The sequence below is a fragment of the Pelomicrobium sp. P1 genome, assembly GCF_052805615.1.
Genome location: NZ_JBRBEM010000011.1, coordinates 74,580 through 93,964, shown reverse-complemented (window position 1 = coordinate 93,964; position 19,385 = coordinate 74,580). Strand labels below are relative to the sequence as shown.

Genomic DNA, 19,385 nt, shown 5'->3' with positions numbered 1-19,385 from the left:
ACAGCCTCCACAATCGGAGCAGGACAATCCAAACCACCGAGGGAGAAGCGACCGATGGACCCCGTTCACAGCATCGCCCGCACCCACGCCTTAAGCCTGGAACAGCAGCGGGTGCTGCGCAACACCTACTGGCTGCTGGGCCTGTCCCTCATTCCCACCGCCCTGGGAGCGCTGCTGGGCCTGCGCATCCCCCTGTCCGTCCTGCAGGCGCATCCCATCGTCTACGGCGTCGCGGTGCTCGCCGTGTTCTACGGCATGATCTTCGCCATCGAGCGCAACCGTAACAGCAGCGTGGGCGTCTACCTGCTCCTCGCCTTCACCCTGCTCATGGGCGTGTTGCTGGGTCCCCTGCTGCAGGTTGCCCTGGGCCTCAAGAACGGCGCCCAACTGGTGGCCCTGGCCGCGGGCGGCACCGGCCTCACGTTCTTCCTGCTCTCCGGGATTGCCACCGCCGCCCGCCGGGATTTCGGCTTCCTGGGCAGCTTCCTCATGGTGGGCGTCGTCATCGCCCTGATCGGCGTGGTAGCGAACCTGTTTCTGGCGAGCCCGGTGCTGCATCTCACGCTGTGCGCGGCGATCATGCTGCTCTCGGCCGGGCTCATCCTGTGGCAGCTCAACGCCATCGTGCGCGGGGGCGAGACCAACTACGTCTCGGCCACCCTCACCCTCTACGTGAGCGTGTACAACCTGTTCAGTACCCTACTCCAGCTCTTGATGGCGTTCGGGGGCGAGCGCGAATAGGGCGCTTTCGCCAGTCTGCCCTTCCGTTCAATCCTCTTCACCGGCCGCGCTCGAAGAGGGCGATGGACTCCACGTGGGCGGTGTGGGGAAACATGTTGACTACCCCTGCAGCCCGCAGGCGGTAGTCTTTGGCGTGCACCAGCACCTGGGCGTCCCGGGCCAAGGTCGCCGGGTTGCATGAGACGTAGACGATGCGCCGGGGCGCCTCTTCCCCCAGCGCCTTGACCGCTTCAATGGCCCCGTCCCGGGGCGGATCGATCAGCATCTTAGCGAAGGCGCCTTGGTCCTGCATCCAGGCCTCGTCGGCCGCGAACAGGTCGGCGGCCACGAACCGCACCCGCTCCGCAAGGCCGTTCCCCTGGGCGTTGCGCAGGGCGGAGCGCACCAGGGCCTCCTCCCCCTCGTAGCCCACCACCTGGGCGCCGGCCCGGGCCAGGGGCAGGGAAAAATTGCCCAGCCCGCAGAACAGGTCCGCGATCCGCTCCCCGGGGCGAGGCTCCAGCAGGGCCACCACCCGGCGCACCAGCACCCGGTTCACCGCGGGATTCACCTGGGTGAACTCGGTGGGTCCGAAGCGCATCCTCAGGTTGAACTCGGGCAGGTCGTAGTAGAGATCGGCCTCCACCGGAGGATGAAACGGCGCCGCCGTGGCCGGTCCGCCCGGCTGGAGATAGAGGTGTACCCCGTGGCTTTCGGCGAACGCCCGGAGGGCGGCTTCGTCTTCCGGGGTCGGGGGCTCCAGCACCCGCAGTACCAGGACGGTGGCGGCATCTCCCACCGCCGCCTCCACCTGGGGCAGGCGCGCCCGGATGGAGAGCCCGCCGATCAGCGCCCGCAAAGGGGCGATCAGCCGCGATAGCCGCGCCGGCACCACCTCGCAGGAGGCCATGTCCGCCACGTAGCTGGAGCGCCGCTCGTGGAAACCCACCAGGACTCCGCCCTTGCGGGGCACGTAGCGCACGGCGAAGCGCGCCCGGTGCCGATAGCCCCAAGCCGGGCCGTGGACCGGGGGCAGCAGGGTCTCGGGCTTGACCCGGGCGACGTGCCAGAGCTGATCTTCCAGCACCCGCTGCTTGACCGCCACCTGGGCGTCCGGCTCCAGGTGCTGCAGGCTGCAACCGCCGCAGGTCCCGAAGTAGGGGCAACGCGGCGTCGTGCGCAGATACGACGGCCGCAATAGCTCCCTCACCTGGGCGAATTCGTAGGTGGGTTTCTTCCGGAAGGACGTGTAGGCGATCCGCTCCCGGGGAAGGGCGCCCTCCACGAACACCACCTTGCCCCCGTCCCGGACGACGCCGTGGCCTTCGTGGTCCAGGGACTCGACGGTGGCGACTTTCATGGCGCGGGAAAAACATTCGCCCGATACCCCCGGGCGCTGGGGAGGCTCAGACGTCCGGATTCCAGCAGGCGAGGAATTCCGACCAGTGGCTTTCCGTGGAGCGTTCCAGGGTGGAGCGCACCAGGGCGCACTCGGTCCGGTACTGGTCCGGGTCCAGGACGCCGCGCATGAGCTGGAAGCGCAGGAACACCAGGTAGGTGTTCAACACGTCCGCCTCGCAGTAGCGGCGTACGGCGTCCCCCTCGCCCCGGCGGTAGGCGTCCCACACGGCGCCCCCCTCCAGGCCCAGCTTGCCCGGCAGTCCCAGGAGCTGGGCCAGCTCGTCCAGGGGCACGTTGGCCCGGGACTGGTACAGGGCGAGAAGATCCATGAGGTCTAGGTGCCGGGTATGGTAGCGGCTGATGTAGTTGTTCCACTTGAAATCCCGGTCGTCATCGCCCAACTCCCAGTAGCGGGGCGCCTGGACGCCGTGGATGAGTCCCCGATAGTGGAGCACCGGGAGGTCGAAGCCGCTTCCGTTCCAGGACACGAGCTGGGGCGTGTACTTCTCGATGCCCTCGAAGAAGCGCCGCACCAGGTCGGCTTCCCCCTCCCCCGGGCCCAAGGACCAGACCCGGAAGCTGTCCCGGTCCCGCAGGGCGCAGGAGATCACGACCACCCGGTGCAGGTGCAGGGGAAGAAAGTCGCTCCCCGCCTGCTGCCGCCGACGCTGGAACGCCATCTCGGCCACCTGCACGTCCGGGACTGAGGGGCCGAGCCCGTGCAGGCGCCTCAGCCCCTCGATGTCCGGTACGGTCTCGATGTCGAAGGCGAGGACGGGGATCACTTGCGCGCCCAGGTGCCGTCGGGCCTGCGGTACCACCAGCCCGGCTGGGCCTTGTCGATCCAGCGCTGGGCGAAGGTGGCGCGGATGTCCTTTTCCCACTCGGGGTGGCCGTTGGCCCGGGCGATTTCCCGGTACAGGGCGAGGCGGTCCTGGTTTTCCGCCGCGATCAAGGCGTTGACCGCGGCCCGCTGGGGCAGGGGCACCGCGTTGGCGTCCCGCAGGCCCACCAGCCCGTCCTGGGTCAGCCCCACGGCGCCGCTCGCGTAATGGGGCGCGAGCTGGGCGTGGCGTCGCTGCATGCTCTCCTTGAGGGCCGCGATGGCCGGGGTGTTGATCTCCAGGTCCGCCTGGGCCCAGGCGGTAACCCCAACCAGCATCAGGGCAAACAGTGCCACCAGGCGGTGAAATGGGCGCTTCATATTCCCTCTGTCTGCATCACGGGGTGCGGGAAGGGGCAGGACCCTTCTGCTCCGATCCCTGACTTCCGCCTCCCGGTTCCTGGAGCCGCCATACCTCGTCGATGATCCGGTCGGCCGCCTTCTCGGCGGCCGCGGCGGGAAAATAGATGTTAATGGTGACGCAACCGCCCGCCGCCACCGCGGCGGCAAGCAAGAGCGCGCTTCGCCCCCGCTTCATGGCGTGCCTCGCGGGCGGTGCGCAGCCCTTGGCTTTTTTGCGCGTCATTGGATGACGGGCCGAACGTTTTCCTGGGTGATGCGCCGGAGCCGCTCCAGCAGCTCGCTCCAGCCGACCGCGCGATTGTAACCGATGACCGTGATGGCCGGTATGCCGCCGCCCTCCACGATCACGTAGCCGCCTGGCGCCTCGGTGATGCCGCCCATTTCGCACACCCCGCCGGCGAGCCGGCAGGACAGGCCCAGGCGGCGATAGCGGAAGCGCTCGAAGAAGCGCAGGAAACTGCGCTGCAACGCCGCCGCCGCGCCCGCACCCCCCAGGGCGGAGATGTTCTCCACCGCCCGCTGGCTGATGGTCCTGGGGTAGTCCCCCGGGCTGCTTTCCAGGCGGGCATCGAAACGCACGGGCTTCCACCGAACGAGCTCGAGCCCCTTCACGTCTACGTCCACCCGCCCCTCCATGCTGCCGAAGGAGAAGGTGCGGGTGAGGAGATCCAGATCCAGGCGGCGCATCTCCAGGTCGGCGAACAAACGCGGCACCCGCCCCAGGGGATCCACCAGGCGCAGGTTCCGCATCACCGCTGTCCCGTCGAATACCCGGAAGAGCAGCGCCCCGTCCACGGCGAGAACCGAATCGGCGTAGGAGACCCGGGGAACCACCGCGGACAGGCTCCCGTGCATGGGGGTGATGTCCAGGGCTTCGCACAACGCCTCCATGGACACCGCGCTCAAGCCCCCGGTCACCTGCCAGCGCCAGCCCTCGGTCGATCGGCCCACCCGCCCGTCCCGCAGGCTCAACACCCCGTCCAGGACCGGCACTTCCAGGGGTTCGAACCGGGCCTCCTCCGGAAACAATCGCCAGCGCACCGTGCTCGGTCCGAACGGGATTCTCAAAAGCTTTCCCCCGCGCCATCGGAGCCATCCCGCCCGGGGCGCATCCCCGTCCCAGGCGATCTCCGCGTAGAGCCCTTCCAGGGCAAACCGCCGCTCCTCCACGCGGGCATCGCGCAGGACGACGTCCAGCGCCTGCCAGCGCCCCTGGGCGAAGGAGAGTCGCACATCGGCGCTTCCCGCCACAGTGGCGTCGGCAAGCTGGAGCGCCGGCGCGAGGGGCGCCAGGAAGCGCTGGTACAGGCCGCCCAGGTCGAGCCGGCGGGCATGGAGGACCAGCTCGGCGAGCGCCCGGCGGTCGAGCCGGTATGTACCCCGGCCTTCCAGCCGGCCGACCTCCGTGACTTCGGCGCTGAAGGCCTTGACCGTCACCGCCTCCCGCACCGCCTCTCCCTCCGCTTCCAGCTTCACCCCCGCCGGCAGGTAGACCGGTTGCCAGAAAATCCCGCCGGCATGCCAGTCCACGCCGGCGCGGAAGCGTCCTCCCCCAGCGGAAGCCCGCCAGGAAAACTCGACCCGGACGCCCAAGCCCTCCCCCGCGCGCAACCCCGCGGCGTCGGAAAACGCTGCCCCCTCCACGTCGAGCCGCGCTTCCAAGGTATCCAGGCGGGCGCCGTCCCCCTGGAGCGCCACCGTGCCGCTCGCAGTGCCTGCGCCGGGGCGCGGCGCTTCCCGGGGCAGGAGCCCCGCAAACCGATCGATGCGGGCCCTGCGCAGCTCCACGGTGGCGCTCCACCGCCCGTCTTTGACCCGGCCCCGAGCCCGCCACCGCTCCCCGGCGGGAGAGAGGACGAGGTCGAAGTCGCCCGTGTCGGCGCGAAAGCGAAAGCTGAGCGGGACACGTTCCTTCGCGGCGTCCAGCACGCCCCGGGCGCAGGCGATGCGTGAGGGCTCCAAGCGCGCGGCGCGGCAATCGAGGGCCACGTCCCGGAACCTTCGTCCCGCCACCACCAGCCGTTCTGCCGTGAGGCGTAGGCGCGCCTCCTCCGCCGTCCAGTGGCCGCGCAAGCCCGAGACGGAAAACCCTGGCCCCTCCAGTCGGTCGATGGACAGGCTTAGCGTGGGCGGGGAAGGAGAAGCGCCGCCCGCGCTCAGGAGAAGGAGGGCCCAGGCAGCGCCGGCCCGAAGGCGCGGCGCAAGGCCAGGCGCTGGAGGTTCCTCAGGCGGGAAACACGCCGGTGGAGAGATACCGATCCCCCCGGTCGCAAACGATGGAGACGATGACCGCGTTCTCCACTTCCCGCGAGATCTTCAGCGCCACCGCCATGGCGCCGCCGGAAGAAATCCCGGCGAAGATGCCCTCTTCCCGCGCCAGGCGCCGGGTCATCTCCTCGGCCTCCGCCTGGGATACCAGCTCGATGCGGTCCACTCGGGACGGATCGTAGATCGCCGGAAGATAGGCCTCCGGCCACTTGCGGATGCCCGGGATCTGGGCCCCCTCCTCGGGCTGCACCCCGACGATCTGGATGGCCGGGTTCTTTTCCTTGAAGAAGCGGGAGCACCCCATGATGGTGCCGGTGGTGCCCATGCTGCTCACGAAATGGGTGAGGGTGCCCCGGGTGTCGCGCCAGATCTCCGGGCCGGTGCCCTCGTAGTGGGAAAGGGGATTGTCCGGATTGGCGAACTGGTCCAGGATCACGCCCCGCCCCTCGTCCCGCATGCGGTTGGCCACGTCCCGGGCCTCTTCCATCCCGCCCTCCCTGGGCGTGAGGATGATTTCAGCGCCGAACGCCCGCATGGTCTGCCGCCGCTCCAGGGAAAGGTGCTCGGGCATCACCAGTACCATGCGGTAGCCCATGATGGCCGCCGCCATGGCTAGGGCGATGCCGGTGTTGCCGCTGGTCGCTTCGATCAGGGTGTCGCCCGGCTTGATCCGCCTGCGCTGCTCGGCGCGCTTGATCATGTAGAGCGCTGGCCGGTCTTTCACCGATCCTGCCGGGTTGTTGCCCTCCAGCTTCGCCAGCACTACGTTGCGGGTCCTGCCCGGCAGGCGCTTGAGCCGCACCAAGGGCGTGTTGCCGACGAAGTCTTCGATGCTCGGGTAGCGGACGCTTTTGCCCGCGGTTGCCTCGTTCATTCAATCCACGCTTCGGTTGGAATCGCCCCGGGGATTATCCCATCCACCGGCCCGTCAGGGCGAGCCTTGGAGCAGAGCCTTCACGTAGCGGCTGACGCCCTCCTCCACCGTGAGGAACGGCTTTTGATAGCCGGCCCGGCGCAGGGCGCTCACGTCCGCCTGGGTATAGCTCTGATACCTGCCCTCCAGGGCCTCGGGAAACGGCACGTACTGGATGATGCCCTGATCCCGCAACGCCGCCAGGGTAAGGGGCGGCAAGCCTTCGGCCGCCCGACAGGCGTTGACGGTAGCGAGCGCCACGTCGTTGAACGTCTGGGAGACCCCGGTGCCCACGTTGAAGATGCCGGAGATCTCCCCGGTCTCGAGAAAATACATGACCACCTGGACCACGTCCTCCACCGAGACGAAGTCCCGCCGCTGCTCGCCGTCGTCGTAGCCTCCGGAGCCCTGGAACAGGCGCACCCGTCCCTCGCGCCGGTACTGATGAAACAGGTGGTGGGCCACGGAGGCCATGCGGCCCTTGTGGGACTCCCGCGGCCCGTATACGTTGAAGTAGCGCAGGCCCACGATCGGCCCGGTCGCCTCCGGCAGCCGGCGGCGCACCACCTGGTCGAACAGGAACTTGGAGTAGCCGTAGACGTTGAGCGGCGCCTCGAACTCCCGCGCCTCCTTGAACACGGTGCCCGCGCCGTAGACCGCCGCCGACGAGGCGTACAGGAGCGGCACGCTCTCGTTCTGGCAGAACTCCAGGAGCGCCAGGGAATAGCGGTAGTTGTTCTCCATCATGTAGCGGCCATCCGTCTCCATGGTGTCGGAGCAGGCCCCCTGGTGCAGCACCGCCGCCACCGTGCCCTCGAACTCGCCCTGCCGGAGCCGCTCCAGGAACTCCTCCTTGTCCAGGTAATCGGCGATCTCGCAGTCCGTTAGGTTGCGGAACTTGTCCGCCCGCTTGAGATTGTCCACGGCGAGGATGTGGGTCTCGCCCCGCTCGTTGAGCGCCTTGACCAGGTTGGAGCCGATAAAACCGGCTGCGCCAGTGACTACGTAATAAAGGGAAGCCATGCCTTTCCCAATCCCTTCTCAGAGTTCGTCTTCGCCCGGCTCGAATAGCTCGTCGGGCTTCACCACCGCCGTTCCCAGCTTCCCTACCACGATGCCGGCCGCCCGATTGGCAATGCGCACCGCGGTGGGAAGATCGGCCCCCGCCGCCAGCATCACCCCTAGGGTGCCGATGACCGTGTCGCCAGCCCCAGACACGTCGAATACCTCCTTGGCGTCCGCCGGCTCGTGCAGCACGTCCCCTTGGCGGTAGAGGGTCATGCCTTCCTCGCTGCGGGTGACAAGCAGCGCCGTGAGCTCGAGCTCCTGGCGCAGGCGCTGGGCTTTCTCGGTGAGCTCTTGCTCGCTCTTCCAGCTTCCCGCCACCGCCCGGAACTCGCTGCGGTTGGGGGTAAGAAGCGTCGCTCCCCGGTAGCGGTTGTAGTCGTCCCCCTTCGGATCCACCAGCACCGGTTTGCCGTTGGCCGTGGAGAGCGCGATCATCTGCTCGATGTGGGCAAGCCCCCCTTTGCCGTAGTCGGAGAGTACCACCACGTCCGCCTGAGGCAGCAGGCGCTTGAAGTCTTCCAGCTTGGAGGCGAGCACCTCGTGGGACGGCGGGGTCTCGAAATCGATGCGCAGGAGCTGCTGGTGGCGGGCGATGGCGCGCAGCTTGATAGTGGTGGTGAGCTGGGGATCCCGGTGCAGCACCGCCTGCACCGACTCCCTGGCCAGCAGCCGCTCCAGGGCCGCGCCCGCCTCGTCGTCCCCCACCACCGAGAGCAGCCACACCTGGGCCCCCAGGGCCGCCGCGTTGCGGGCCACGTTGGCCGCTCCGCCGGGCCGTTCCTCGACCCGCTCGATCTTGATCACGGGCACCGGGGCTTCCGGAGAAATGCGGCTCACTTCGCCGAACCAGTAGCGGTCCAGCATGACGTCGCCCACCACCAGCACGCGGGCCGCGCGCAAGTTTCGCATCGGGGGAACGGAGAAGGCAGCCACCAGACGCACGCTCCTGTCAGTCGTGGATCTCACGATGGACGGCCTCCAGGGCCGCCCGGGGATCGGGGGCGCGGGTAATGGGCCGTCCGATGACCAGATAATCGGCGCCGGCCGCCAGCGCCTCCCGGGGCGCGGCCACCCGCTGCTGGTCATCGCTGGCAGGACCCGAAGGCCGCACCCCGGGCGTGACCAGGCGAAAATCCGGACCCAGGGCGGCGCGCAGGCGCGCCGCCTCCAGGGGCGAGCACACCACCCCGTCCAGGCCACAGGCCTGGGCGAGGCGCGCGAGCCTGAGCGCCGCTTCCTCCAGCGGCCCCCCGATGCCCACCTCTTCCAGGTCCGAAGGGACGAGGCTCGTGAGTACCGTCACGGCTACCAACCGCGGGCGGGGGCTGAGGCCCTCCAGGGTCTCGGCCGCCGCGGCCAGCATGGCCCGCCCGCCCAGGGCGTGGACGGTGAGCATCCAGGCGCCCAGTCGGGCGGCCGCCCGGCAGGCTCGGGCCACGGTGTGGGGAATATCGTGGAATTTGAGGTCCAGGAACACGTCGAACCCGCTTCCCGCGAGCTCCCGAACCAGCCGCGGCCCTTCGGCCACGAACAGCTCCTTACCCACCTTTACGCGGCACAGCCGCGGATCCAGCACCCGGGCGAGCTCCAGGGCCTCTTGACGGGAGCCCACGTCCAGGGCCACTACGATGCGCGGACCGTCGTTCAATGGGTGAGCTCCTTCTCTTCCGTGCGCAGGGGCGAGTACGTCTCCCAGCCCCCGCAGGCGGGGCAGCGCCAGTAGTATTGGCGGGCGCGGAAACCGCAGGCCGAGCACCGGTACATGGCCAGGCTGCGGGTGTGGTTCTGGACCAGGCTTTTGATCAGTTCCAGGTCCGGGCGGCGCGCGGGCGGGGTCTCCAGGAGCTGAGCTTCCAGCAGCCGGTCGAGCCCGAGGAGGGTGGGATGGCGGCGCAGCTCCTCCCGCACCAGCCGGTAGGCCGCCTCGGTGCCCTGCAGCTCCAAGGTCCCCCGGAACACCGCGTCCAGGAGGTCCACCGAAGGCTGCAAGGCCAGGTAACTGCGCAGCAACTGCAGTCCCTCCTCCGGTTTGCCCAGTTGGCGGTACGCCTCCATCAGTCGCTCGGCCACCAGGGCAAAATAGGCGGGATTCTGGGTCTCGATCCTCTTCCACGCCGCGATGGCCTCCGCCGGGTTGCCCTGCTGCATTTCTAGCTCCCCGAGCAGGAGATTGGCGCGCACGCACTTGCGATTCACCTGGAGCGCCTCCTGCAGCCGCTCCCGCGCTTCCTGCGGGCGCGAATGGGTCATGGCGGCGGCCGCCTGCTCGCAGTAGTAATTGGCGATGTCCTTGGCGCTCGACTGGCCCGTGATGGCGTCCATGCGCCGGGAGGTGGCGATGGCCTTGTCCCAATCCTTTTCGGTCTCGTAGATCTCGAGGAGCTGCTTGAGGGCCGCCTGCTCATGCCGCGTCCCTTCGAGCTGGTGCAGCAGTTCCTCGGCCCGGTCCAGGAGCCCCGCCTTGAAGTAGTCCTGGGCCAGCTCGTAGAGGGCGTCCTCGCGGAACTCCCGGGGCAGGTCCTCGCGCTCCACCAGGTTCTGGTGCATGCGGATCGCCCGCTCTACCTCGCCCCGGCGGCGAAAGAGGCTCCCCAGAGCGAAGTGCAGCTCGATGGTCTCCGGGTCCACCTTCACCACCTCGATGAAGGCCTCGATCGCCTTGTCCGGCTGCTCGTTGAGCAGGAAATTGAGCCCCTTGAAATAGGACGAGGGAACGCGCCGGGATTCGGACAAAAGCTGGTTGATGTCCACCCGGGCCGCCATCCACCCCAGGGCGAAGAACAGGGGCAGGGCCAGAAACCACCAGTATTCGAACTCCATGGCGCTCGGCAGAGGCGGTGCGATCGGACGCCCGCGCAGTATCCGGGCTAGGCCCGGGGGTCTGGGGGCGACTGGGCCTGGAGGGCCTGGGCCCTGCGCCGGCGGCGCCGCCCCAGCTCGCCGATGAAACCGGCCAGGATGCCCACCACCAGCCCGGCCAGGAAGAACGCGAAGATCACCAGAGCGAGGGGGGCCTGCCACTCCATGCCCAGGTAGTAGCGGACCGTCACCGGGTCCATGTTCTTCAGGGCGAAGGTGAGCAGCAGAAGAAACAGGACGATGCGAACGATCCAGGAGAGAATGCGCATAGGCGAATCGCCGGCGGAAGAATCCTCATGGCGCTGGAATGCCCCGGCGGCGCACCGGGCATCGGAACGCGCCGCGCCGACCGCTCATGGGCGCCGGCAGGCCCCGGGCCGCCCTGGGCCGGCGCCATGGGCTCAGGACGACGACGGTTTCTTGCTGTTATAGTCCACCCGCTCCCGCAGTTCCTTGCCGGCCTTGAAGTGGGGTACGTACTTCTCCGGCACCTCCACCTTCTCTCCGGACTTGGGGTTGCGCCCGATGCGTGGCGGGCGGTAGTTCAGGCCGAAGCTGCCGAACCCCCGGATCTCGATGCGCTCGCCCTTGGCGAGGCTGGAAGCCATCGCGTCCAGGATCATTTTCACCGCCAGCTCCGCGTCTTTCGCTACCAACTGGGGATGGCGCGCCGCCAGCCGCGCGATCAGTTCCGACTTGGTCATGGTCAGGCCCTTATTCTTCGGTGTTCTTCCCGTCCAGCTTGGCCTTGAGCAGCGCTCCCAGGTTGGTAGTGCCCGCACCGGAGGCGCTTTCGGCCGCCATCTTCTGCAGCGCCTCGTTCTGCTCGGCCAGATCCTTGGCCTTGATGGACAGGTTGATGGTGCGGTTCTTGCGATCCACGTTGATGATCATCGCCTCGACGGCGTCGCCCTCCTTCAGGCGCGTGCGGATATCCTCGACCCGGTCCCGGGACACTTCCGACGCCCGCAGGTAGCCTTCCACGTCGTTGTCGAGCTGGATCACGGCGCCCTTGGCGTCGATGGACTTGACGGTGCCGGAGACGATGGAGTTCTTGTCGTGCTTGGCCACGTAGGCCGTGAAGGGGTCGCCCTCGAGCTGCTTGATGCCCAGGGAGATGCGCTCCCGCTCCACGTCGATGGCGAGCACCACGGCTTCCACCTCGTCGCCTTTCTTGTACTGGCGCACCGCCTCCTCCCCAGGAGCGCTCCAGGACAGGTCGGACAGATGCACCAGGCCGTCGATGCCGCCCGGAAGCCCGATGAAGATGCCGAAGTCGGTGATGGACTTGATCTGCCCTTTCACCCGGTCGCCTTTCTTGAAGTTCATGGCGAATTCTTCCCACGGGTTGGGCATGCACTGCTTCATCCCCAGGGAGATGCGCCGGCGCTCCTCGTCGATCTCCAGGATCATGACCTCCACCTCGTCGCCCACCTGCACCACCTTGGACGGGTGGATGTTCTTGTTGGTCCAGTCCATCTCGGAGACGTGCACCAGCCCCTCGATGCCTTCCTCGATCTCGACGAAGGCGCCGTAGTCGGTGATGTTGGTGACCTTGCCGAAGAGGCGTGTGCCCTGGGGATAGCGGCGGGAGATGCCGACCCAGGGATCCTCGCCCAGTTGCTTGAGGCCCAGGGAGACCCGGTTCTTCTCCTGGTCGAACTTGAGCACCTTGGCGGTGACCTCGTCGCCCACCGAAAGCACCTCGGAAGGATGCTTCACCCGGCGCCACGCCAGGTCGGTGATGTGCAGCAGGCCGTCGATGCCGCCCAGGTCCACGAACGCGCCGTAGTCGGTGATGTTCTTGACGATGCCCTTCACCACCGCCCCCTCCTTCAGGCTCTCCAGCAGGGCCTGGCGCTCGGCGCCCAGAGTCTGCTCCAGCACCGCCCGGCGCGACACCACCACGTTGTTGCGCTTGCGGTCAAGCTTGATGACCTTGAACTCCAGCTCCTTGCCCTCGAGGGGGGAGGTGTCCTTCATCGGCCGGATGTCCACCAGGGACCCAGGAAGGAAGGCGCGGATGCCGTTGATCATGACGGTGAGGCCGCCCTTCACCTTGCCGGCCACCACCCCCTTGACCAGCTCGCCTTTTTCCATCGCCCGCTCCAGGTCGTGCCAGGCGGCCAGGCGCTTGGCCCGCTCCCGGGAAAGCCGCGTTTCGCCGTAGCCGTCTTCCAGCGCTTCGATGGCCACGCTCACGAAATCGCCCGGCTTGACCTCGATCTCGCCCCGGTCGTTGCGGAACTCGTCGATGGGAATGAGGCTTTCCGACTTGAGCCCTGCATTGACCACCACGTAATTGGGATCGACCCGCACGACTTCCGCGGTAATCACCTCGCCCACGCGCATCTCCTTGCGCGCCAGGCTTTCCTCGAACAGGGCCGCGAAAGTCTCACCGGTCTGGGATGCAGGGGAAACGTTAGCCATCATCAAAAGAGTCCGATAAAAAACCCGCCCTTTTGCTCAAGCGGGATAAGTTGATAAACAGTCACTTGCGTTCCGCGCCGGCGGCTCATGAGATGCCGGGCCGGCAAAGAATTCCGGTGACAACCCTATCGAGCGTCTTCAAAATGCTCGAGGACGCTCGGCCTCCTCCCGTCCACCCTCTCCCGGGAGAGGAAGAACAACGATAAATGATTCGTCAACCAATTCGTCAACCATTTACCGGAGGCGTTCAACACGGCGCCAGGGACCGATAGCGCTCCACCACCGCCCGCACGATCTCGTCGACGGTGAGCGAGGTGGTATCGATCAGGACTGCGTCCTCGGCCTGTCTCAAGGGCGCCACGGCCCGTTCGCGGTCCCGGCGGTCGCGCTCGGCGATCTCCCTAACGAGGTCGCTCATGCTAACACGCATTCCTTTGTCCATCAACTGCTTATAACGGCGCCGGGCCCGTTCCTCGGCGCTGGCGGTGAGAAAGATCTTGAGCCGCGCGTCGGGAAAGACCTGGGTGCCCATGTCCCGCCCTTCGGCCACCAGCCCCGGCGGCTGCCGGAAGGCCCGCTGCCGCGCGAGGAGGGCGGAGCGCACCGGTGCCAGGGCGGCCACCCGGGAGGCGGCCTGGGACACCTCTTCGCTGCGGATCGCGTCGGTCACCCGCTCCCCTTCCAGGATCACCTGGTCGCCGTCGAAGGTGGCCTCGAGCCCCTGGGCCAAGGCCGCCAGCGCCTGCGGGTCGGAAAGCCCGATGCCCTGGCGCCGGGCGGCCAGGGCCACCAGGCGGTAGAGGGCGCCACTATCCAGGTAATGGAACCCGAGGGCCCGGGCCACCCCCTGGGCAATGGTTCCCTTGCCCGAGGCGGAAGGGCCGTCGATGGCGATCACCGGTGGGCTTTCTTCAACACCCCTGTCCGTCACGTCTCACCCCGAGGCCGCCCCTACCCCTTATGCTCTTCGATGTCCAGGCCCACGCTGCGGGCCGCGGGAACGAACCCCGGAAACGAGGTGGCCACGTTGGCGCAATCCAGGATCTCGATGGGCCCGCCGGCCCGCAGGGCCGCCACGGCGAAGGCCATGGCCACCCGGTGGTCGCCGTGGCTGTCCACCACTCCGCCCCCGTAGGCGCCGCCCCGGATGCGCATGCCGTCGGGCATCGGCTGTGCATCCACCCCCAGGCGGCGCAGCCCCTCGGCCATCACGGCGATGCGGTCGCTTTCCTTCACCCGCAGCTCTTCGGCGCCGGTCACCAGGGTCTCGCCCTCCGCGCAGGCCGCGGCGACGAACAGCACCGGGAACTCGTCGATGGCGAGGGGCACCAGCTCGGGCGGCACCTCGATGCCCTTAAGCGGCGCGTGCCGCACCCGCAGATCGGCCACCGGCTCTCCCCCCACCTCCCGCGGGTTCACGAAGGTGATGTTGGCGCCCATGCGCCTCAAGATTTCCAGCACGCCGGTGCGGGAAGGATTGACCCCCACGTGGGTAAGGGTTAGATCGGACCCCGGCGCGATGCTTCCCGCCACCAAGAAAAAGGCGGCGGAGGAGATGTCCGCGGGCACCTCGATCTCGCAGGCGGTGAGCTTGCCGCCCCCTTCCACGCACACGGTGGAACCGGAGGAGAGAACCGGATAGCCGAAGGCGCGCAGCATCCGTTCGGTATGGTCCCGGGTGGGGGCCGGCTCGGTCACGCAGGTGCGCCCGCTGGCGTAGAGGCCCGCCAGCAAGAGGGCGGACTTCACCTGGGCGCTCGCCACTCGCAGGGTGTGCTCCACGCCCTTGAGCCGGGTGGTGCCGTAGACCGTGAGGGGCGGCCGGCCCTCGGGAGCCGTTTCGATGCGTGCCCCCATGCGCGCCAGGGGCTCGGTCACGCGCCGCATGGGTCGCCGCCGCAGAGATGCGTCCCCGGTGAGCACGGAGGTAAACGGCTGCCCCGCCAGCAGCCCCGCCAGCAGCCGCATGGAGGTGCCGGAGTTGCCGCAGTCCAGCTCCCGGACCGGCGCCCGCAGCCCCCGCGGGCCCACGCCATGCACCATGACGCGGCCTTGCGCCGGGCCCTCGATGGGCACGCCCAGGGCCCGGAAGATATTCATGGTGGCCAGGGCGTCCTCGCCTTCCAGGAAGCCCGTGATCCGGGTCGTGCCCTCGGCGATGGAGCCCAGCATGATGGCCCGGTGGGAAATCGATTTGTCCCCGGGGACCCGCAGCCGGCCGCGCACCGCACCGCCGGGGTTGACGCGATAGAGGGTGCTCATGCTTCCTCGTCCAGTCGTTGGCGCGCCTCACGGGCCCGGGTGAAGAGCCGCTCGAGACCTTCCCCGTCCCCTTGGGCCAGCCGGCCGCGCACCTCATCAAGCCTGGACCGGTAGGCGTCGATCAGCTCGAGCAAGGTCGCCCGGTTGGCGAGGCACACGTCCCGCCACATCTCCGGGGAGCTGGCGGCGATGCGGGTCACGTCCCGGAAGCCGGGGCCGGCGAAGCGCAACAGGGTCTCGGCCTCGGGCTCGCCCGCGATGAGATCCATCAGGGCGAAGGCGAGCAGATGGGGGAGATGGCTCACGGCCGCCAGGATCCGGTCGTGCCGCTCCGGGGCCATTTCCACCACCCGCGCCCCGCACGCTTCCCACAGGGCGCGGACCGTGTCCCGGGCCTGGGGATCGGTTTCCGGCAGGGGCGTGAGCACCACGGTGCGGTCCCGGTAGAGGGCCGCGGTGGCCGCGCCCGCGCCGCTTTTCTCCGCGCCCGCGATGGGATGGGCAGGAACGAAGCGGGGCAGGTGATGGCCGAGAAGTTTCCGGGTGATCGCCACCACGTCCTGCTTGGTGCTGCCCGCGTCGGTCACCAGGGTGCGGCCGTCGAGCCCCGCCGCGAGCCGGGCTATCAGGCGCGCGTTCTGGCCCACCGGTGCCGCCAGCAGTACCAGGTCGGCTCCGGGCAGCGCCGTCTCCAGGGATCCGGCCGTTTCGTCCACCACGCCTGCAGCCAGGGCCCGCTCCAGGTTGGCGCTGCTGCGTCCCACGCCTACCACCCGCTCCACCCGGCCCGCCGCCTTCAGCGCCAGGGCGAAGGAGCCGCCGATCAGGCCCACGCCCGCCACCACCAGCTTCTTGAGCCGGACGTCCCTCACCCGGCCAGCACCTCCCGCAAGGCGGCGAGGAAGCGGGCGTTCTCCGACTCCAGGCCTACGCTCACCCGCAGGTGTTCGGGCAGGCCGTAGCTCGCCACCGGCCGCACGATCACCCCCTTGCGCAGGAGCGCCTGGAACACGCCGTTCGCGTCCCCCACCCGGAAGCAGACGAAGTTGCCGTAGGACGGGATGAAGGAAAGCTCAAGCTCCATCAGCCCCGCGGTGATCTGGATCATTCCCGCCCGGTTGAGAGCCACGCTCTTGGCCACAAATTCTGTGTCTTCGAGCGCTGCGGTGGCGGCGACCTGGCCTAGGGTGTTCACGTTGAACGGCTGGCGCACCCGGTTCATGAGGTCGGCGATACGCGGCGGCGCCAAGGCGTAGCCCACCCGCAAGGCCGCCAGCCCGTAGGCCTTGGAGAAGGTGCGGGTCACCACCAAGTTGGAGAACTCCCCGATCCAGGTCTCGCTGCGGCTCTTCATTTCCTGGGACAGGTACTCGTAATAGGCCTCGTCCAGCACTACCACCACCGTGGGCGGGACGCGGCGCAGGAAGGCCAGGAGCTGGGCCGGGCTCACCATCGTCCCCGTGGGGTTGTTGGGATTGGCGATGAAGACCAGGCGGGTATGCTCCTCGATCGCGTCCAGCATGGCCTCCAGGTCGTGCCCGTAGTCCCGCGCCGGCACCTCGATTCCCTGGGCGCCGATGGCCTGCACCGCCAGGGGGTACACGGCGAAGGCGTGCCGGGAATAGACGGCGGAGAGGCCCGGGGTCAGGAACGCCCGGGCCACCAGCTCCAGCACGTCGTTGGAGCCGTTACCCAGCACCACCTGATCCATGTTGACCCCCAGCTTGCGGCACAGGGCCGCCTTCAGCTCGAAGCCGTTACCGTCGGGATAGCGGGAGAGCTCCGGTAGTGCCTCCCGCACGGCTGCCAGGGCCCGGGGGCTGGGCCCCAGAGGGTTTTCGTTGGAAGCGAGCTTGACCACCTCCCTCAAGCCCAACTCCCGCTCCAGCTCGGAGATGGGCTTGCCCGGCTGGTACGGCGCGATGGCGCGCACATACCCGGGCGAGAGCTCACATACGTCCACCGTCAGTCCTTGGCGCACGGGTACGACCCGAGGATCTTGAAGAGGGAGGCCTTCTCCCGCACCTCAGTGAGGGCCGCCGCCACCGGAGAATCCTCCCGATGGCCCTTGATGTCCACGTAAAACACGTACTCCCACAGCCCGGTGCGCGAAGGCCGGGATTCGAGCCGGGTGAGGTCGATCCGGCGGCGGGCGAAGGGCTCCAGCAGGTCGCGCATGGCTCCTGGGCGGTTGGTGGTGGAAATGACCAGGGAGGTCTTGTCGGCGCCCGAGGGGCCCGCATCCTCGGGGCCGATCACCAGGAAGCGGGTGGTGTTGCGCGGGTCGTCCTCGATGTTCTCCGCGAACACCTTGAGCCCGAAGCGGCCGGCGGCGCGCCGGCTGGCGATGGCCGCCGCCCCCGGCTCCTGGGCCGCCAGGCGGGCCGCCTCCCCGTTGCTCGGTGCCGTCACCCGCTCGGCGTGGGAGAGGTTAGCCGCGAGCCACTGCTGGCACTGGGCGAAGGACTGGGGATGGGAGTAGACCCGTTTCACCTGAGCCAAGCTTTCCCCGTTGAACAGCAGGGCCTGGTGGACCTGCAGCATGATTTCCCCGCACACCTTGAGGGGCGTCTGCAGCAGCAGATCCAGGGTGCGGCCCACGGCGCCTTCGGTGGAGTTCTCCACCGGCACCACCCCGTAGTGGGCGCGCTGGGATTCCACCGCCCGGAACACCTCGTCGATGGAGGCGCAGGGAGTCCCCGCCGCGGCACTGCCGAAACGCTTGATCGCCGACTCTTCGGAGAAGGTGCCCTCCGGCCCCAGGTAGGCCACGGTGATCGGCTCCTCCAGCGCCCGGCAGGCGGAGATGATCTCCACGAACAGCCGCTCCACCGCCTCCGCTGGCAACGGCCCCCCGTTCAATCGCTTGAGCCGCTTAAGCACCTGGGCCTCCCGCTCCGGCCGGTAGACGTTCCCGTTCTTGAGGCCGCCGATCTGCCGCGCCAGCTCGGCGCGCTGGTTGAGCAGCTTCAGCAGCTCGGCGTCCAACGCGTCGATGCGGCTGCGCAACTCGTCAATCGGCTCGCTCATGGCCGTCTCCGGAGGGGAGATAGCGCACCGCCAGCACGCCCGGAATCGCGGCGATCTCCTCGATCACCCGGGGTGGCGGCGGGCTGTCCAGATCCACCAGGGTGTAGGCGGCCGCACCCCGGGACTTGTTCAGCATGTTGTGGATGTTGAGCCCGGCCCTGGCCATGGCGGTGGAGATCTGGCCCACCATGTTGGGCACGTTCATGTTGGCCACCCCAATACGATAGGGGGATTCCCGGGCCATCACCACCGTCGGGAAGTTGACCGAGTTCACGATGTTGCCGTTTTCCAGGTAGTCCATGACCTGATCCACCACCATCACGGCGCAGTTGTCCTCCGCCTCCTGGGTGGAGGCGCCCAGGTGAGGCAGGGCGATCACGGCGGGGTGATGCACCAGGCCGGGATGGGGGAAATCGGTCACGTAATACTTGATGCGGTGCTCGGAGAGGCCGGCCAGGACGGCCTCCACGTCCACCACCCCGTCGCGGGCGAAGTTGAGCAGGATCGCTCCCGGCTTCATCTTGTGCACCAGCTTGTGATCCACCAGGTGGCGCGTCATGTCGAGCAGGGGCACGTGGACGGTCACGAAGTCGGCTGCCCGCACCAGCTCTTCCAGGGTGTGGGCCTTGCGTACCTGGGAGGGCAGGCTCCAGGCCGCCTCCACGGTGATTTCCGGATCGTAGCCCACCACCTTCATTCCCAGCTTGATCCCGGCGTCGGCCACCAGGCTGCCGATCGCCCCCAGGCCGATGACGCCTAGAGTCCTGCCCGGCAGCTCGAAGCCGGCGAACTGCTTCTTACCCTCCTCGATCAGGCGGTGCAGGGTCGTCTCGTCCCCCATGAGGCCTTCGGTGAAGCGGATCGCCGGCACCAGGTTGCGAGCGGCCATCAGCATGCCCGCCACCACCAGCTCCTTCACCGCGTTGGCGTTGGCCCCCGGAGTGTTGAACACCGGCACGCCCCGCTCGGTCATGCGCTCCACGGGGATGTTGTTGGTGCCCGCCCCGGCGCGCCCGATGGCTTTCACGCTCGCCGGTATCTCCATCTTGAGCATGTTGTGGGAGCGCACTAGGATGGCGTCCGGCTCCGGGACGTGGGGGCCCACCGTGTAGCGCGCTCCAGGAAAGCGCTTAAGGCCCTGGGGCGAGATGTTGTTGAGCGTCAGGATGTGATAGCGTTCGGCCATGC

General features: G+C 68.4%; 20 protein-coding genes. 1 reads left to right on the top strand and 19 read right to left on the bottom strand.

Annotated elements, in window-relative coordinates; translation table 11 throughout:
• Window positions 1-54 precede the first annotated feature (54 nt).
• Window positions 55-741: a Bax inhibitor-1/YccA family protein gene (locus ACUVYZ_RS11975; RefSeq protein ID WP_439934676.1), complete on the top strand. Its 687-nt coding sequence runs from the start codon at window positions 55-57 to the stop codon at window positions 739-741.
• A 37-nt stretch (window positions 742-778) separates the two neighbouring features.
• On the opposite strand, the gene rlmD is transcribed toward ACUVYZ_RS11975, so the two are convergent.
• The 19 genes from rlmD to ACUVYZ_RS11880 all read right to left on the bottom strand — a co-directional run bounded on the left by rlmD (window position 779) and on the right by ACUVYZ_RS11880 (window position 19,383).
• Window positions 779-2,080, bottom strand: a complete 1,302-nt coding sequence (gene rlmD, locus ACUVYZ_RS11970) for a 23S rRNA (uracil(1939)-C(5))-methyltransferase RlmD (RefSeq protein WP_439934675.1) — start codon at window positions 2,078-2,080, stop codon at window positions 779-781.
• Window positions 2,081-2,126: 46 nt separating this feature from the next.
• A complete protein-coding gene (locus tag ACUVYZ_RS11965) occupies window positions 2,127-2,906 on the bottom strand; it encodes a 3'-5' exonuclease (protein ID WP_439934674.1) in 780 nt (259 codons plus the stop codon).
• Window positions 2,903-3,325, bottom strand: coding sequence for a YdbL family protein (locus ACUVYZ_RS11960; protein ID WP_439934673.1), 423 nt, complete (start codon window positions 3,323-3,325; stop codon window positions 2,903-2,905). Before ACUVYZ_RS11960 ends, ACUVYZ_RS11965 begins: the two co-directional genes overlap by 4 nt.
• Before the next feature lie 16 nt (window positions 3,326-3,341).
• Window positions 3,342-3,542, bottom strand: a complete 201-nt coding sequence (locus ACUVYZ_RS11955; RefSeq protein ID WP_439934672.1) for a hypothetical protein — start codon at window positions 3,540-3,542, stop codon at window positions 3,342-3,344.
• 44 nt (window positions 3,543-3,586) lie between these two features.
• Complete coding sequence (locus ACUVYZ_RS11950) at window positions 3,587-5,440, bottom strand: hypothetical protein (protein WP_439934671.1); 1,854 nt, start codon at window positions 5,438-5,440, stop codon at window positions 3,587-3,589.
• A 151-nt stretch (window positions 5,441-5,591) separates the two neighbouring features.
• A complete protein-coding gene (gene cysM / locus ACUVYZ_RS11945; protein ID WP_439934670.1) occupies window positions 5,592-6,509 on the bottom strand; it encodes a cysteine synthase CysM in 918 nt (305 codons plus the stop codon).
• A gap of 54 nt (window positions 6,510-6,563) precedes the next feature.
• Complete coding sequence (rfaD, locus tag ACUVYZ_RS11940; RefSeq protein WP_439934669.1) at window positions 6,564-7,571, bottom strand: ADP-glyceromanno-heptose 6-epimerase; 1,008 nt, start codon at window positions 7,569-7,571, stop codon at window positions 6,564-6,566.
• 18 nt (window positions 7,572-7,589) lie between these two features.
• Entirely contained in the window at window positions 7,590-8,525 is a 936-nt protein-coding gene (rfaE1, locus tag ACUVYZ_RS11935) for a D-glycero-beta-D-manno-heptose-7-phosphate kinase (protein WP_439934668.1), read from the bottom strand.
• A 40-nt stretch (window positions 8,526-8,565) separates the two neighbouring features.
• A complete protein-coding gene (gene pyrF / locus ACUVYZ_RS11930; protein ID WP_439934667.1) occupies window positions 8,566-9,264 on the bottom strand; it encodes an orotidine-5'-phosphate decarboxylase in 699 nt (232 codons plus the stop codon).
• A complete protein-coding gene (gene lapB / locus ACUVYZ_RS11925) occupies window positions 9,261-10,436 on the bottom strand; it encodes a lipopolysaccharide assembly protein LapB (protein WP_439934666.1) in 1,176 nt (391 codons plus the stop codon). Before lapB ends, pyrF begins: the two co-directional genes overlap by 4 nt.
• 47 nt (window positions 10,437-10,483) lie before the next feature.
• Window positions 10,484-10,744 (bottom strand): LapA family protein, encoded by a 261-nt coding sequence (locus ACUVYZ_RS11920; RefSeq protein WP_439934665.1) that lies wholly within the window; start codon window positions 10,742-10,744, stop codon window positions 10,484-10,486.
• A 132-nt stretch (window positions 10,745-10,876) separates the two neighbouring features.
• The gene (locus ACUVYZ_RS11915; RefSeq protein WP_439934664.1) at window positions 10,877-11,179 is read right to left on the bottom strand and encodes an integration host factor subunit beta; all 303 of its coding nucleotides are present in this window, start codon (window positions 11,177-11,179) and stop codon (window positions 10,877-10,879) included.
• Between the two features lie 10 nt (window positions 11,180-11,189).
• Complete coding sequence (gene rpsA / locus ACUVYZ_RS11910; protein ID WP_439934724.1) at window positions 11,190-12,905, bottom strand: 30S ribosomal protein S1; 1,716 nt, start codon at window positions 12,903-12,905, stop codon at window positions 11,190-11,192.
• Window positions 12,906-13,152: 247 nt separating this feature from the next.
• Complete coding sequence (cmk, locus tag ACUVYZ_RS11905) at window positions 13,153-13,803, bottom strand: (d)CMP kinase (protein ID WP_439934663.1); 651 nt, start codon at window positions 13,801-13,803, stop codon at window positions 13,153-13,155.
• Between the two features lie 53 nt (window positions 13,804-13,856).
• Window positions 13,857-15,167 carry a 3-phosphoshikimate 1-carboxyvinyltransferase gene (gene aroA, locus ACUVYZ_RS11900; protein WP_439934662.1) on the bottom strand — a complete coding sequence of 437 codons (1,311 nt, stop codon included), beginning with the start codon at window positions 15,165-15,167 and terminating at the stop codon, window positions 13,857-13,859.
• A complete protein-coding gene (locus ACUVYZ_RS11895; protein WP_439934661.1) occupies window positions 15,164-16,039 on the bottom strand; it encodes a prephenate dehydrogenase in 876 nt (291 codons plus the stop codon). Before ACUVYZ_RS11895 ends, aroA begins: the two co-directional genes overlap by 4 nt.
• Window positions 16,036-17,130 carry a histidinol-phosphate transaminase gene (gene hisC, locus ACUVYZ_RS11890; protein WP_439934660.1) on the bottom strand — a complete coding sequence of 365 codons (1,095 nt, stop codon included), beginning with the start codon at window positions 17,128-17,130 and terminating at the stop codon, window positions 16,036-16,038. Before hisC ends, ACUVYZ_RS11895 begins: the two co-directional genes overlap by 4 nt.
• Window positions 17,131-17,132: 2 nt before the next feature.
• Window positions 17,133-18,197: a prephenate dehydratase gene (gene pheA / locus ACUVYZ_RS11885; RefSeq protein WP_439934659.1), complete on the bottom strand. Its 1,065-nt coding sequence runs from the start codon at window positions 18,195-18,197 to the stop codon at window positions 17,133-17,135.
• Window positions 18,181-19,383 carry a phosphoglycerate dehydrogenase gene (locus ACUVYZ_RS11880; protein WP_439934658.1) on the bottom strand — a complete coding sequence of 401 codons (1,203 nt, stop codon included), beginning with the start codon at window positions 19,381-19,383 and terminating at the stop codon, window positions 18,181-18,183. The genes pheA and ACUVYZ_RS11880 overlap by 17 nt, the downstream gene beginning before the upstream one ends.
• Between the last annotated feature and the right edge of the window lie 2 nt (window positions 19,384-19,385).

What these genes read in the sequence shown, in the direction of transcription:
- ACUVYZ_RS11880 (WP_439934658.1), bottom strand. Translation starts at nt 19,383, where the DNA reads ATGGCCGAACGCTATCACATCCTGACGCTCAACAACATCTCGCCCCAG.
- rpsA (WP_439934724.1), bottom strand. Translation starts at nt 12,905, where the DNA reads ATGGCTAACGTTTCCCCTGCATCCCAGACCGGTGAGACTTTCGCGGCC.
- rfaD (WP_439934669.1), bottom strand. Translation starts at nt 7,571, where the DNA reads ATGGCTTCCCTTTATTACGTAGTCACTGGCGCAGCCGGTTTTATCGGC.
- ACUVYZ_RS11960 (WP_439934673.1), bottom strand. Translation starts at nt 3,325, where the DNA reads ATGAAGCGCCCATTTCACCGCCTGGTGGCACTGTTTGCCCTGATGCTG.
- ACUVYZ_RS11915 (WP_439934664.1), bottom strand. Translation starts at nt 11,179, where the DNA reads ATGACCAAGTCGGAACTGATCGCGCGGCTGGCGGCGCGCCATCCCCAG.
- ACUVYZ_RS11955 (WP_439934672.1), bottom strand. Translation starts at nt 3,542, where the DNA reads ATGAAGCGGGGGCGAAGCGCGCTCTTGCTTGCCGCCGCGGTGGCGGCG.
- ACUVYZ_RS11975 (WP_439934676.1), top strand. Translation starts at nt 55, where the DNA reads ATGGACCCCGTTCACAGCATCGCCCGCACCCACGCCTTAAGCCTGGAA.
- cysM (WP_439934670.1), bottom strand. Translation starts at nt 6,509, where the DNA reads ATGAACGAGGCAACCGCGGGCAAAAGCGTCCGCTACCCGAGCATCGAA.
- rfaE1 (WP_439934668.1), bottom strand. Translation starts at nt 8,525, where the DNA reads ATGCGAAACTTGCGCGCGGCCCGCGTGCTGGTGGTGGGCGACGTCATG.
- lapB (WP_439934666.1), bottom strand. Translation starts at nt 10,436, where the DNA reads ATGGAGTTCGAATACTGGTGGTTTCTGGCCCTGCCCCTGTTCTTCGCC.
- pheA (WP_439934659.1), bottom strand. Translation starts at nt 18,197, where the DNA reads ATGAGCGAGCCGATTGACGAGTTGCGCAGCCGCATCGACGCGTTGGAC.
- aroA (WP_439934662.1), bottom strand. Translation starts at nt 15,167, where the DNA reads ATGAGCACCCTCTATCGCGTCAACCCCGGCGGTGCGGTGCGCGGCCGG.
- ACUVYZ_RS11920 (WP_439934665.1), bottom strand. Translation starts at nt 10,744, where the DNA reads ATGCGCATTCTCTCCTGGATCGTTCGCATCGTCCTGTTTCTTCTGCTG.
- rlmD (WP_439934675.1), bottom strand. Translation starts at nt 2,080, where the DNA reads ATGAAAGTCGCCACCGTCGAGTCCCTGGACCACGAAGGCCACGGCGTC.